The organism is Tenacibaculum litoreum, from assembly GCF_964513915.1.
Classification (GTDB): domain Bacteria; phylum Bacteroidota; class Bacteroidia; order Flavobacteriales; family Flavobacteriaceae; genus Polaribacter; species Polaribacter litoreum.
On record NZ_CAZEQS010000002.1, the window covers coordinates 562,422 to 575,130 of the forward strand.

The following is a 12,709-nucleotide window of genomic DNA, read 5'->3' on the forward strand; positions in this document are numbered from 1 at the left end:
TGAATTAAAGATATGAATAAAATTCGATAAAAAATCGTAAATTCGCACCCCAAGAAAAGATACTATGCTAGATAAATTACAGATAGTTAAACAACGTTATGATGAAGTATCAGACTTAATTATCCAACCAGATGTTATTTCTGATCAGAAACGTTATGTACAATTAAATAAGGAATATAAAGATTTAGGAAAGGTTGTTAAAAAGGCAGATGAGTACGAAACTTTATTAAACAATATAGAAGAAGCTAAGGAAATCATCGCTGACGGATCGGATGCTGAAATGGTTGAAATGGCTAAAATGGAAATGGACGAAGCGAAAACTCGAATTCCACAATTGGAAGAAGAGATTAAGTTTTTACTAATTCCGAAAGATCCAGAAGATTCAAAAAATGCGGTAGTAGAATTACGTGCAGGTACTGGTGGAGATGAAGCGAGTATTTTTGCGGGTGATTTGTTTAGAATGTACACCAAGTACTGTGAAAGCAAAGGATGGAAAGTTTCTACAGTAGATTTTTCTGAAGGTACGAACGGTGGATTTAAAGAAATTCAGTTTGAGGTTACTGGAGAAGATGTGTATGGAACTTTAAAGTTTGAAGCAGGTGTACACCGTGTACAACGTGTACCTCAAACAGAAACTCAAGGACGTGTACATACATCGGCAGCAACTTGTATGGTATTCCCAGAAGCAGAAGAGTTTGATGTAGAAATTAACCCAAAAGATGTACGTATCGATTTCTTCTGTTCATCAGGACCAGGAGGTCAATCGGTAAACACGACTTATTCAGCGGTGCGTTTAACCCATATTCCAACAGGATTAGTGGCGCAATGTCAAGATCAAAAATCGCAGCATAAAAACAAAGAGAAAGCGTTTAAGGTATTACGTTCTCGTTTATACGATATGGAGTTGGCGAAGAAGCAGGAAGCAGATGCTGCAAAACGTGGTTCGATGGTAACTTCAGGAGACCGTTCTGCAAAAATTAGAACGTATAACTACCCTCAAGGACGTGTAACAGACCACAGAATTGGATTAACCTTATACGATTTATCTAATATTGTAAACGGAGATATTCAAAAGATAATAGACGAGTTAATGCTCGCAGAAAATACTTCTAAGTTAAAAGAACTAGGAGAAACTATTTAACAAAAAGGCGTTACCATTTGGTAACGCCTTTTTTATCATAAAAGAATTACTACTCACAATCCTTGTAGAGCCGATAAATAAAACATACCTTTGCGGCGTATTAATGTTCTGTCCTTTTAGGAGAAAATCTACAAGTCTTTATACTATCTTCTGTTATCACCAGATTCCATAGTCTTCAGTTGCTTTACAAAGCGTTTTCAATAGAATTTTTAATCTAAAATAATTATCATGTAAATCATAGTTTATGCTATGTGTAGTATTGCGCTGTAATTTATATGACTTAAAGTATGTCTAATAATAAAACCTTATAGTATGTTAAGAATAGTTGTAAAAGAAGGTGAAAATATCGATAGAGCCTTAAAGCGTTACAAGCGTAAATTTAGAAATGTAAAAGTTTTACAAGAGTTAAGAGAAAGAAAGCAATACACTAAGCCTTCTGTAACTAGAAGAGCACAAATTCAAAAAGCGGCTTATAAAGAGCAGTTATTTAAAGAAGAATAGTAGTATAGCTATATAAAATACAAAAGCGCAACCAATTTGGTTGCGCTTTTTTGTTATATGAGATAATTATTTTTGAAATTTATTATTGATTCTGCGCTTTTCTAATGATTTTATCTTTTTCAGCAATACTATCAACAAAATATTCATATTTCTTTTTATCTTCGGTTACAGAGTTTTCCATATAATCCATAACTTCTTCTAAAAGTATAGATAAATCATAAATGTAACTGCGTTTTTGATTGTTTAGTTTTAGTAAATAGCCAACAAAGCTAAATAAGATGGAAAGACTTAAAAAAAAGTACTTACTAATATTTATTAAATTAGTGAAAGCTTCTTTTTCTTCTGAAGAAAACAAATTTCCGTTAGATTCTAAAAAGGTTAAAATTTCATTAGGAAAAAATGAAACTAAGCCAATTAATAAAAATGATATTCCAATTATATAAACTGAAAACTTAATTATGTTTGAAGAGATGTTTTTAGAAAGCTTTATAAATACATGTTCTTTAATTTTTTTATAAACTTTTTTAAAACGTCTTAATTTAGATTCGGTTTCTTGAATTTTATAAAGTTTATACTGACGTAGTTCTTCATCAATTTTTGTATGCATGGTTTTTGCTTATAACAATTTATTATAGTGAAAAAAGTTAATTATAACTTTTGTAAGGTAAATATAAAATAAAACTTGTTATATCACTAAAACCATAAGTAAAAAGAAAAAACCTCGTGAAATCAGTGTTTTACGAGGTTTTTTGTGGAGACGCCGAGAATCGAACTCGGGTCCAAACAAGTAGCTCAAAGGCTTTCTACATACTTAGTTTTTGTTTAATTTTCGATTAAGACCTGACCAAAAACTGCCCAATCTTAACTTATCTTCTTTAGTTTCGAAAACCTATCGAAGCCCTAAGTTTTCTATGTTTACTTTTACGATGCCCAAAAGTGAAACGCCGTAAACCAAGGCTTTTCGTGGACATTCAGCTTGCGCACCTTGTGCGCCGAGGCTCTATCTTACTATTAATTCAGATTAAGCAGCTAAAGCGTAGTTATCTTCGCCGTTTAAATGTTTGAAATAAGTTTAACGAGTTGTCATTTCACTCCTCGGTATGCTTACATTTTCACTAGTCTTGCTGTCAAAACCAGTCGTCCCCAATATGTCAAAGATGCTATAAGTATCCTTGCAAAAAATATACCAGATAATCTTTGTAATTCTATGCAATTTCGTTTAGCAGTACTATAAATCAATATTGCCGAAACAAGAGAATGCAAATATAAAAAAATACTACTTGTACAATCATTTTAAAACAAGTATTTTCGCTGCAATTGTTATAAACTATAACATTATATGTAAAATTGTTTAATTTTAATACAAGATCAATTATGAAATTCGGAATTATAAAAGAACGTAAAAATCCACCTGATAGAAGAGTCGTGTTTTCTCCAGAAAAATTGCAAGAGTTTAAGCAACAGTTTCCTCAAGCAGAAATAGTGGTAGAAAGTTCTGATATCCGAGTTTTTTCTGATGAAGCTTATAAAAAAGCAGGTTTTGAAGTAACAAATGATATTTCTGATTGTGATGTATTACTAGGAGTGAAAGAAGTACCTGTAGACAGTTTAATTCCCAATAAAAAATATTTTTTCTTTAGCCATACCATTAAAAAACAGCCATACAATCGTAAGTTGTTAAAAGCAATGCTTGAGAGAAATATAGAAATGTTTGACCATGAAACAATTATTAAAGAAAACGGAGCACGTTTAATTGGTTTTGGTCGTTATGCAGGTTTGGTAGGTGCTTATAATGGTTTTAGAGCAATAGGAATAAGAGAAGGGTTGTTTACTTTACCGAAAGTAGAAACCTTAGCAGATTTAGATGCTGTAAAGGCAGAGTTGGATAAAATTAGCCTACCTAGCATTAAAATTTTATTGACTGGAACTGGAAAAGTAGCAAAAGGAGCCCAAGAAATTTTAGATCATTTACAAATTAAGCAAGTAAGTGATGCATTGTATTTAACGTCAGAATTTACAGAGCCTGTGTATTGCATAGCAGATGTTATGGAGTACGCAAAACGAAAAGATGGTAAAGTAGGAGATAAGTTTGAATTTTATAAAGATCCAACTGGATATGAAAGTAATTTTATGGCTTATGCGAAACAAACCGATTTCTTTATAGCGGGACATTTTTATGGAGATGGAGCACCGTATTTATTTACACGTGAAGATGCAAAACACCCTGAGTTCAGAATAAAGTATGTAGCAGATATTTCATGTGATATTGATGGACCAGTAGCTACAACACTTCGTGCATCAACAATTGCAGATCCTATTTATGGTTATAACCCAGAAACAGAATCAGAAATTGACTTTAAAGATGAAAAAGCTATCACGGTAATGGCAGTTGATAATTTACCTTGCGAGTTGCCAAAAGATGCAAGTGAAGGTTTTGGAGAGATGTTTTTAGAGCATGTAATTCCTGCTTTTTACAACGATGATAAAGACGGAATTTTAGCTCGTGCAAAAATGACAACAAATACTGGTAAATTAACCGAACGTTATGCATATTTGCAAGATTACGTAGACGGAAAAGAATAACACTCATTAACTCCCGCTTCGGCGGGATTTTTTATTTAAGATGATACCAGACAAACAGTTTTTAATCGACACAGCAAACATGAAAATGCCTTTTGGTAAGTATAAAGGAACGTATTTAATTGAAATTCCTGAATATTATATTGTTTGGTATAAAAACAAAGGATTTCCACAAGGAAAACTAGGCACAATGTTAGAGCTAGTTTACGAATTGAAGTTAAACGGACTAGAAGATATTTTACGAAAGATTAGAAGATAATTTACGAGTTAAAAATTTTTCTAAAAGTAAAACGGTGATAATTCCTAAGGTATAAGCTACCAAATCAACAAAACTAAAAGTAGCACCAAATATGATTACTGCTAATCGGTTATTTTCTAAACCAAGAAATTCTAAAAGAGGAGTTAACTGTAAAAATTCTACTACATAAGCAAAAATAAGTACTATAATCCCAATAGTTTTGTTAGAGAAGTTGAAGAACGCTTTTACCAAATAAAAAAGTAAGATAACTACTAAAAAGTCACCAAAAGTATGTCTTATAAATCCTGAAGTTTGAGCTATTATAATTTCTAGCAGAAGAAGAAAGATAAAGGTAAGGAAGTGTTTTCGATTGAATTTCATATTCATATTTTTAAGCAAACTACCACATACATAATATGATAGTTTGCTTATTTATTACTGCTAATTAACCGTTTTGCCAATCTATTTTTCTTGAAGCATACATCACTGAAGCAAGAATAATAAATAGTCCAACACTGCCCACTAAAAGCGCATAATTTTCAAGCTGAATAATTACAAAAATAAAGGCATATAATGTGGTAAGGGAAGCTCCAATAAACAATGGAAATTTAACACCCTTTAAAATTGATTTCGAATACAAAGAAATTAGCAATACCACAGCTATCGATGCTATTAAATAGGCTTTTAAAAAGCTACTATGTTCAGAAATAGAAATAAGTAAAGTATAAAACATGGTTAAGGCAACACCAATCATTAAATATTGAAAGGGGTGAATGGATATTTTACTCATTGTTTGAATTAGAAAGAAAATTAAGAAGGTAAGTCCAATAACTAAAAAGCCATATTTAGCAGATCGTTCACTTTTTTGATACTCATCTACAGGAATCATAAAGTTTACACCAAAAGCATATTCTTTTAAGTTAGGAATTCCAGTAAAAGATTGCTGAGAAAAAGGTCTATTAATATCTAATATTTTCCATCTGGCATCAAAACCATTATCAGAGATTTTGTCGGAATTAAAAGGAAGGTATTCCCCAATAAAATTAGCTGTTTTCCAGTCAGAATTTATATGAACAGCTGTTTCTTTCCCGATAGGAATAAAACGAATTTGTTTACTACCATTGATGCTTAGTGATAGACTAAATTTCGTGTCTGATTTTTTAGGAAGGTCTTCTTCATTTAAAAATTTACTTTCTAATTTATGAAGGTTTAAATAGTTGTAGTAGGCTTTTTCATTACTATTATTACCCTCATATTTAGAAGTAAAAGCATAGTTGTTTTTATTCAGTTTTATTTCAACTAAATTGTTTACTCCCTTTAAATTAGAAGTTTTAATAATTAAGCGAGCTTTGTTCCAAATAATATCTTTTTCATTAATATCCTTTTCACTAAAATCAGGTGTTGTAAAACTCCCATCAATGTCTATTTTACTATTGTACACAGCAGTTTTGTAAATACCACGTTTTTTTTCTTCAGGATTAATGGATGATTTGATATTTAGTTTCTTCGGAAAAAAGTAGGCATACTTGATTTTTTCTTCGATCTCAGTTTGAGTTTCTTTTGTTTTTTGATTTCTAACAAACTTCTCTTTATAGGTTTTGTAAGGAACTTTTAAAATAGGACCATATAATAAAACCTCTTTACCCCATTTTTGATTGATTTCTTGTACAACTTCTTGCTGTCGATTCATTCGCTCAACAATTAAGCTTTTAATAAAAGATAAAGGAATTAAAAGGATGAGAATTAAAAATCCAATCATTAACATTCGGGCTGTGATTGATGTTTTTACCCACTTTCCGAATCTTCCGTTTTGTTTGTTTGATATTTCCATAGTTTGTTGTTTTAAAAGAACTTTGAATTTCAAAGTTTAATAGTAAAAAAATTATTGTTATTTATTTTTAATCAGTTTTTCTAAAGCATCAATATGTTTTTTAAACTCCAGTTTACCAAGTTCAGTAGCATAATATCTAGTGTTGGGTTTTCTTCCAATAAATTGTTTTTCTATCCTAATAAATTCAACTTTTTCTAACGCTTTAGTATGGCTTGCCAAATTACCATCTGTAGCACCTAATAATTCTTTTAGGGTAGTAAATTCAGCATATTCATTAACCATAAGAACAGACATAATTCCCAGTCTAATTCTATGATCAAAAGCTTTATTTATATTTAGAATAATGTTTTTCAAGAAAAGTAAATTTTAAAGTATGAAAATAGTTCTTATTTTCTATCGTGTTTAAAATACATGACAGTACCGTAAACAATATGCATAACTCCAAATCCTATAACCCAAAACCAAAAACCATAACCAGGTAACATTGCAGCAATAAGTCCTAAAACAACTTCAGTATATCCTAAATACTTAATATCACCTACAGTATATTTTGAAGCGTTGATTAACGCTAATCCGTAAAAAAGTAACATTAAAGCACCAGTTTGCCCATATTTTTGATGCCCTAAAATAATAATGATATAGATGGCTCCAGAAACTAGTGGAATAAGAAAGTTTAATAATAACCGTCTTGTGGTAGCATCCCAAATTTTTTCACCGTTCTTTTTAGCTTTCCTTGTGGTTAAAAAGATAGCGGTAGTAATACTCAAAAAGCCAACTAATAATAAATCAAAGATGACCATTTGGAAAATTTTTCCATCAAGCATCAAATAACCGTTTGAGTTGTTATTGACTAACCAATATGCATAAGCAGCTCCAATTAAGGCATATATTCCTGCTAAAATACCAGACAAGCCGCTTAATGATATAAATCTTGATGATTTATTCATTAGGTTTTTTATTTCTGATATGTCTTTTAAATAATCTTCTGAACTCATTTTTAAAGAACTTTGAAAAACAAAGTAAGTTTAATTTTGTGAAACAAACAAATAAAATTTTAATGTACTTTTGAAAGAATGAAACCAGCCGAAGAATATATCCTCAAACAACCCGAGCCGTTCAAGTCTATTTTACTGCACTTACAAGTATTAATAGAAAGTAATTTTCAGGATTTAGAACTAAAGTATAAGTGGAAAATACCTGTATATTATATCAACGGGAAACAGTTGTGCTACATGAATGCATCCCATAAAAAAGGATTTGTAGATGTTGGTTTTTGGGCAAAAGGTATTTTACAGGATTTTGATGCCTTTTTAGTTTCAGAAGGGAGAACGGTGGTAAAATCACTTCGTTATACTTCAATTGAAGAAATTAATGAAGAGATACTACTACAAGTTATAAAAGAGGTAGCAAAACACAATCATAAAGGTTTTTGGAGGAAATAACGTGTTAACTTACTTAGACGCTATAATGTATGATAAAGCTGACTTATTATTGAAATATAAGGTAAGTATGTTTCCAGGTTTAATATCATCAATAACTATATTGGTAAAAGTTCCACTATTTTTTATCAATGGTATTTTAGAAAAACTTTCTTTTTCATATTTATAAGTAATATCAATATATTGAGGTAAGTTTTTTAGGGTGATAAAAACATTTTTATTATTACTTAACTTACCATTGATAGGAGACACAATTTCTACATCATTTCTTAAAAAAGATTCCCAAACCATTGGCAAGAGACTAAATGAACTTAAAGAAACTTGTTGTATATAATCACGCCACTTTTTTTCACTAGGATAATGTGTCAGTTTAATTTTTTCTTTAGGTATGTTAAAGTAATTGAAATTAGGTACTTGTTTGAGGAGTTCAGAATCAAATTTAATTCCGTAAGTCGCATCAATTAAAATCCACTTGTTACTTATTTTAACTGCATTCCAAGCATGATTTTTAAATTTTGGTTTTAAGCCTATATCGTTAGGTGAGGTTTTAGTATACCCTTTAATTAACTCGTTTTCAATATTAAGTAAATCACAAACTTTTTTAAACGTTATGGCGATGCCTAGACACACACCTTCTTTCGATAAAATTGTTTTTTCTGCAATTTTATCATTAATAATTTTTCTTCTTCTTTTAAGATCATCTTTATTATAGTAAACAATAAGTTCGGGTTCTTTAAGGGTAGAGTTATTTGAACTTGAGTAAAATCGAATATTCGAAGTTAACCAAGAGAAAAGAAACTTCGTTTTATCTATATCTGAGTTAAAATTATTATTAATTAGTTGCGCTAATTGTTTAGTTGACTTTACCTGATGATAAGGAGTTAAATTGTTGTTTTTAGATATTTGAGAAAAGGATATGTTATTAAAAAGAATAAAAAGTATTAATATTTTTTTCATAGCGTATTTTATTTAGGGTAGCTATAAAGATAAAAAATAACCTAACTAAAAGAAAGAACAACTTATATTTCTTAAAGAGTAACAATTAGATAAACAAAAAAGAGCTTTTTAAAAGCTCTTTTTATTATTAGTAAATAGTTGTGTTTGATTATAGCACATTATATGTTAGGCTTACAGAGTAAGTAGAAGACTCACCAATATTTCTACCATCTATTACTTTACCATAACCAACACCAATTCCTAGTTTAGGAATAATATTTTTATAAACAGTTACACCAACACTTTTATAATCTATATCAGTTTCAGGGAAGTTTCCTTTAAATGAAGGACTTCCAATGTCTACTCCTTCTTCTGAGTTATAATAATCTACCCAAGCTTCTACATAAATAAAGCTACTTGCATAACCAATTTTACCAGTAGTGGTAAAGGCATTAGGGACACCAAAGTCACCACCAGGAGTTAAATTATTATCAGCATTTCCTCTTAAGTTATAACCCGCAAAAATGGTAGAGAAAAAGCCAGCGTTTGTGTTGAGGTGTAAACCAGCTTTTAAATCAAACCCGAAGCCTCCATTACCAATAGATAATATTCCGTTTGGTTCATACCCTGTGGGGATAACGGTAGTAATACCAGTTATGATATTTAAGTCTCCTTTTTTAAACTGAAACTTATGTGCATTAAATTTTAAAGCTATTGAAATATCTTGCAGTTCAGAGATAGAAGTTAACCCGTTTATAGGGTCTGGTTGATTACTGGTATTCGTAGCATCAATAAAAGGAATGCTTACAATAGCTGAAAGTCGATCAGTAATACCATATTTGGCATAAAGAGAATAAATATTTTGATTAATTTTTTCATGAACAGGTGTAGAGTTTTGTTTAGTTTTACCTAAATAAAACTTTTCATACTCACTTTTGGTAAAAGAAGTAGTAATAGATAAACTGTTTTTCTTTAGAGTAAAGCCATCGTACAGACCTTGACTATAAGAGGTTGTTGATATTCCTAATAAAATAAATGTGAATAGAAGGGTGTCTAATTTTTTCATGGGATATTAGTTTGTTTTCACCCTTTGTCGAATTTATTTTAAATCATTACATAGAAATCTATGATTTATAGTTTTAGTAATCCAAAAGAAGAAGATATTATTATTCAATCAAAAACTCAAGCATAACCTCTTTATCTATAATTAAAAATAACTGTTTGCTATTTTCAAGTGGAGTTGTTGTAACTGTAGTAACATTATTTTTAGTAGATATTTTATCAGGTTTAACAGCATATCGATATCCACTATATCCTAAGAAAATTGATTGATTAGGATGTAGGTTTTTGATTTTTAGTTCAATAGTAGCGTTTTTATTTAATGTCCCTTTTAAAGGTGAAATTAGCTCTAAGTCAGATTGTAAAAAAGATGCATCGTAAATTGGCTGATTGTAAAAGTCTTTTTTAGCCATTCTACCAACTCTTAACTGCCAAAGTTTTTTTTCAGGAAAATGTGTTTTAAAATATTTTTCTTTTGGAAAGTTGAAATAGTATGCATTAAATAAAGGTTGCCATCTGTTATTATTTACAACTCCAGCTGCCCAAGTAGCATCAATATAAATCCATTTACCATTCAATTTAACAGCATTCCAAGCATGATTTGAGTTGGTTTTAGGATTAGCTATATCGTTTGAGGAATTTCTGATATATCCTTTTATAACTTCATTCTCAATTTGAAGCATAGAGCATATTTTAGCAAAAGTTTGCGCATATCCCTCACAAATGGCTTTTCGAGTCAATAAAGTTTCGTTAACAATATCGTCTTTTATAGCCTGTAGCTTTTCTAATTTTTCTTGCTCATTCCTGTACCTAAAGGAAATTCTTTTTTGCTTCGGGTTGTAATATCCTTCTAAATCATATCTAATATTATGAGCAAGCCAATAAAACGCAGCCTGTACTTGCTGTTCTTCAGTTTTAAAATCGTTTGCGATCTGCTGAGCTAGACGTTCTACTTCACTAAATTTAGGGTAACTATTAACTTTCTCTTCAATTAAAGAAAAGTCTTGTGCACTTACGATAGTAGTAACTATAAAGAATAAAAAAAGAATTTGTTTCATATATGGGCTAAAAACGATTGTATGAAACAAAAACTGTGCCTATAAATTATTAATAGTTTTTCTAATGGTAACTAGGTTAGTTAGTAGACCTTCTAAATAATCAAGATGTAACATATTAGCACCATCACTTTTTGCATTAGCAGGATCAAAATGAGTTTCGATAAACAATCCATCAACATTATTAACAACACCAGCGCGAGCAATAGTTTCAATCATATCAGGACGCCCACCAGTAACACCACTTGATTGGTTTGGTTGTTGTAATGAGTGTGTAACATCCAATACCGTAGGAGCGTATTCACGCATAGTAGGAATTCCACGGAAATCAACAATCATATCTTGGTACCCGAACATAGTACCTCTATCAGTTATCCATGCTTTTTGGTTTCCCGCATCATGAACTTTTTTTACAGCATGTTGCATAGCTTCAGGACTCATAAATTGTCCTTTTTTCAAATTCACAACTTTACCAGTTTTTGCAGCAGCAACTACTAAATCGGTTTGACGAACTAAGAAAGCAGGAATTTGCAATACATCTACATATTGAGCTGCCTTTTCAGCATCAGAAACTTCATGAATGTCGGTTACGGTAGGAACATTAAAAGTTTCAGAAACCTTACGTAAAATTTTTAAAGCTTTTTCATCACCAATACCTGTAAAACTATCTATTCTACTACGATTCGCTTTTTTAAAACTTCCTTTAAATACATAAGGAATTTCTAATTTATCAGTAATGGTAATTGCTTTTTCAGCAATTCGCATTGCCATGTCTTCTCCTTCGATGGCACAAGGACCAGCAAGTAAGAAAAAGTTGTTTGAATCAGTATGTTTTATGTTTGGAATATCAGTTAAAGCCATCCTTAAAAATTTTCAACAAAATTAAGAAATTAAATTGGCTATATTTAGGCTTTTAAATAAATAAAGAATGAAAAAAGTTTTATATCCATTAACACTTGTAAGTGTATCAATTTTACTGTCGTGTAAGCAAACTAAAAATACTAGTAGCGAGGTTGCTATGAATACTGTTGAGGTAACTCAGAAAAAAGAAAATAAAGAAGAGTTAATTGATTCTATTTTAGTAAGAAAACACTTATATACACTTGCTTCAGATGAAATGGAAGGTAGAAAACCAGGAACTGAGGGAATGGAAAAAGCAACTCAGTATATAGAAAATGAATACAAAAGAATTGGTTTAAAAACTTTTGATACATTAACTACATATCGTCAAAATTTTGAATACAAGGGTATTAAAATGAGCAATATTATAGGCTTGTTAGAAGGAAAGTCTAAAAAAGATGAGTTTGTTATTGTATCTGCACATCACGATCATTTAGGGGTAAAGAAAGACGGAGAAGGGGATAGAATTTTTAATGGTGCGAATGATGATGCTTCTGGTGTTACCGGTGTATTATCATTAGCTGAATATTATGCTAAAAAGGGAAACAATGAGCGTAGTATTTTGTTTGTATGTTTTACTGCTGAAGAAATGGGATTGGTAGGCTCTGAGTACTTTGGAAAAGGAATTGATGCGAGTAAATTTGTAGCAGGAATTAATTTAGAGTTAATAGGAAAACAACCTAAAACAGGACCAAAAACTGCATGGTTAACTGGTTTTGATAAATCGGATTTTGGAAAAATAATTCAAAAGAATTTAGAAGGGTCAGGATATAAGTTATTTCCAGATCCATACCCTAAATTTCAATTGTTCTTACGATCAGATAATGCTTCTTTAGCACGTTTAGGGGTGCCGTCTCATACATTTTCAACCACTCCAATTGATATTGATGCTGATTATCATAAAGTAACAGATGAGGCTGAAACCTTAAATATGAATGTGTTAACAGAAACTGTAAAAGCAGTTGCTAGAGGAACTCAAAGCATTATTGAAGGAAAAGACACACCTACTAGAGTAAATATGGAGTAAAC

General features: G+C 30.7%; 15 protein-coding genes and 1 other RNA gene. 6 read left to right on the top strand and 10 right to left on the bottom strand.

Annotation, left to right across the window (positions count from 1 at the left end; all coding sequences use genetic code 11):
• Positions 1-64: 64 nt before the first annotated feature.
• Positions 65-1,141: a peptide chain release factor 1 gene (gene prfA / locus ACKTTR_RS03945; RefSeq protein ID WP_330487365.1), complete on the top strand. Its 1,077-nt coding sequence runs from the start codon at positions 65-67 to the stop codon at positions 1,139-1,141.
• Positions 1,142-1,453: 312 nt separating this feature from the next.
• The gene (gene rpsU, locus ACKTTR_RS03950) at positions 1,454-1,642 is read left to right on the top strand and encodes a 30S ribosomal protein S21 (protein WP_099215259.1); all 189 of its coding nucleotides are present in this window, start codon (positions 1,454-1,456) and stop codon (positions 1,640-1,642) included.
• 82 nt (positions 1,643-1,724) lie between these two features.
• Here rpsU and ACKTTR_RS03955 read toward each other — a convergent pair whose 3' ends face one another.
• Together ACKTTR_RS03955 and ssrA are read right to left on the bottom strand one after the other, a co-directional pair.
• On the bottom strand, positions 1,725-2,249 hold the full coding sequence (locus ACKTTR_RS03955) for a hypothetical protein (protein ID WP_408026625.1): 525 nt from the start codon (positions 2,247-2,249) through the stop codon (positions 1,725-1,727).
• A 142-nt stretch (positions 2,250-2,391) separates the two neighbouring features.
• Positions 2,392-2,787: a transfer-messenger RNA gene (ssrA, locus tag ACKTTR_RS03960) on the bottom strand.
• Between the two features lie 229 nt (positions 2,788-3,016).
• Here ssrA and ACKTTR_RS03965 point away from each other — a divergent pair.
• A complete protein-coding gene (locus tag ACKTTR_RS03965) occupies positions 3,017-4,225 on the top strand; it encodes an NAD(P)-dependent oxidoreductase (RefSeq protein ID WP_408026626.1) in 1,209 nt (402 codons plus the stop codon).
• A 40-nt stretch (positions 4,226-4,265) separates the two neighbouring features.
• Entirely contained in the window at positions 4,266-4,481 is a 216-nt protein-coding gene (locus tag ACKTTR_RS03970) for a DUF3820 family protein (protein WP_408026627.1), read from the top strand.
• Here the strand turns inward: ACKTTR_RS03970 and ACKTTR_RS03975 are convergent.
• From ACKTTR_RS03975 to ACKTTR_RS03990, 4 genes are all read right to left on the bottom strand, one after another.
• The gene (locus ACKTTR_RS03975) at positions 4,461-4,841 is read right to left on the bottom strand and encodes a ribosomal maturation YjgA family protein (protein WP_408026628.1); all 381 of its coding nucleotides are present in this window, start codon (positions 4,839-4,841) and stop codon (positions 4,461-4,463) included. The genes ACKTTR_RS03970 and ACKTTR_RS03975 overlap by 21 nt on opposite strands.
• A gap of 64 nt (positions 4,842-4,905) precedes the next feature.
• The gene (gene creD, locus ACKTTR_RS03980; RefSeq protein WP_408026629.1) at positions 4,906-6,291 is read right to left on the bottom strand and encodes a cell envelope integrity protein CreD; all 1,386 of its coding nucleotides are present in this window, start codon (positions 6,289-6,291) and stop codon (positions 4,906-4,908) included.
• Between the two features lie 57 nt (positions 6,292-6,348).
• Positions 6,349-6,645, bottom strand: a complete 297-nt coding sequence (locus ACKTTR_RS03985) for a winged helix-turn-helix domain-containing protein (protein ID WP_330487346.1) — start codon at positions 6,643-6,645, stop codon at positions 6,349-6,351.
• A 32-nt stretch (positions 6,646-6,677) separates the two neighbouring features.
• Complete coding sequence (locus tag ACKTTR_RS03990) at positions 6,678-7,286, bottom strand: hypothetical protein (RefSeq protein ID WP_408026630.1); 609 nt, start codon at positions 7,284-7,286, stop codon at positions 6,678-6,680.
• Positions 7,287-7,364: 78 nt separating this feature from the next.
• On the opposite strand from ACKTTR_RS03990, the gene ACKTTR_RS03995 reads away from it, so the two are divergent.
• Entirely contained in the window at positions 7,365-7,733 is a 369-nt protein-coding gene (locus ACKTTR_RS03995) for a DUF1801 domain-containing protein (protein ID WP_408026631.1), read from the top strand.
• A gap of 9 nt (positions 7,734-7,742) precedes the next feature.
• On the opposite strand, the gene ACKTTR_RS04000 is transcribed toward ACKTTR_RS03995, so the two are convergent.
• The 4 genes from ACKTTR_RS04000 to kdsA form a co-directional block, all read right to left on the bottom strand.
• Positions 7,743-8,687 carry a transglutaminase domain-containing protein gene (locus ACKTTR_RS04000; RefSeq protein ID WP_408026632.1) on the bottom strand — a complete coding sequence of 315 codons (945 nt, stop codon included), beginning with the start codon at positions 8,685-8,687 and terminating at the stop codon, positions 7,743-7,745.
• Positions 8,688-8,835: 148 nt separating this feature from the next.
• The gene (locus ACKTTR_RS04005) at positions 8,836-9,732 is read right to left on the bottom strand and encodes a transporter family protein (RefSeq protein WP_408026633.1); all 897 of its coding nucleotides are present in this window, start codon (positions 9,730-9,732) and stop codon (positions 8,836-8,838) included.
• Between the two features lie 100 nt (positions 9,733-9,832).
• Positions 9,833-10,783, bottom strand: coding sequence for a transglutaminase domain-containing protein (locus ACKTTR_RS04010; protein ID WP_408026634.1), 951 nt, complete (start codon positions 10,781-10,783; stop codon positions 9,833-9,835).
• A 39-nt stretch (positions 10,784-10,822) separates the two neighbouring features.
• Positions 10,823-11,641, bottom strand: coding sequence for a 3-deoxy-8-phosphooctulonate synthase (gene kdsA, locus ACKTTR_RS04015; RefSeq protein ID WP_408026635.1), 819 nt, complete (start codon positions 11,639-11,641; stop codon positions 10,823-10,825).
• A gap of 67 nt (positions 11,642-11,708) precedes the next feature.
• Between kdsA and ACKTTR_RS04020 the strand changes: the two genes are divergently transcribed.
• Positions 11,709-12,707, top strand: coding sequence for a M28 family peptidase (locus ACKTTR_RS04020; RefSeq protein WP_408026636.1), 999 nt, complete (start codon positions 11,709-11,711; stop codon positions 12,705-12,707).
• Positions 12,708-12,709: the final 2 nt, after the last annotated feature.

Bases quoted from the DNA above. Each gene is read 5' to 3' on its own strand.
- creD (WP_408026629.1), bottom strand. From the start codon at position 6,291: ATGGAAATATCAAACAAACAAAACGGAAGATTCGGAAAGTGGGTAAAA.
- prfA (WP_330487365.1), top strand. From the start codon at position 65: ATGCTAGATAAATTACAGATAGTTAAACAACGTTATGATGAAGTATCA.
- ACKTTR_RS04005 (WP_408026633.1), bottom strand. From the start codon at position 9,732: ATGAAAAAATTAGACACCCTTCTATTCACATTTATTTTATTAGGAATA.
- ACKTTR_RS03955 (WP_408026625.1), bottom strand. From the start codon at position 2,249: ATGCATACAAAAATTGATGAAGAACTACGTCAGTATAAACTTTATAAA.
- ACKTTR_RS03970 (WP_408026627.1), top strand. From the start codon at position 4,266: ATGATACCAGACAAACAGTTTTTAATCGACACAGCAAACATGAAAATG.
- ACKTTR_RS04010 (WP_408026634.1), bottom strand. From the start codon at position 10,783: ATGAAACAAATTCTTTTTTTATTCTTTATAGTTACTACTATCGTAAGT.
- ACKTTR_RS03995 (WP_408026631.1), top strand. From the start codon at position 7,365: ATGAAACCAGCCGAAGAATATATCCTCAAACAACCCGAGCCGTTCAAG.
- kdsA (WP_408026635.1), bottom strand. From the start codon at position 11,641: ATGGCTTTAACTGATATTCCAAACATAAAACATACTGATTCAAACAAC.
- ACKTTR_RS04020 (WP_408026636.1), top strand. From the start codon at position 11,709: ATGAAAAAAGTTTTATATCCATTAACACTTGTAAGTGTATCAATTTTA.
- ACKTTR_RS04000 (WP_408026632.1), bottom strand. From the start codon at position 8,687: ATGAAAAAAATATTAATACTTTTTATTCTTTTTAATAACATATCCTTT.
- ACKTTR_RS03975 (WP_408026628.1), bottom strand. From the start codon at position 4,841: ATGAAATTCAATCGAAAACACTTCCTTACCTTTATCTTTCTTCTTCTG.
- ACKTTR_RS03965 (WP_408026626.1), top strand. From the start codon at position 3,017: ATGAAATTCGGAATTATAAAAGAACGTAAAAATCCACCTGATAGAAGA.
- ACKTTR_RS03990 (WP_408026630.1), bottom strand. From the start codon at position 7,286: ATGAGTTCAGAAGATTATTTAAAAGACATATCAGAAATAAAAAACCTA.
- rpsU (WP_099215259.1), top strand. From the start codon at position 1,454: ATGTTAAGAATAGTTGTAAAAGAAGGTGAAAATATCGATAGAGCCTTA.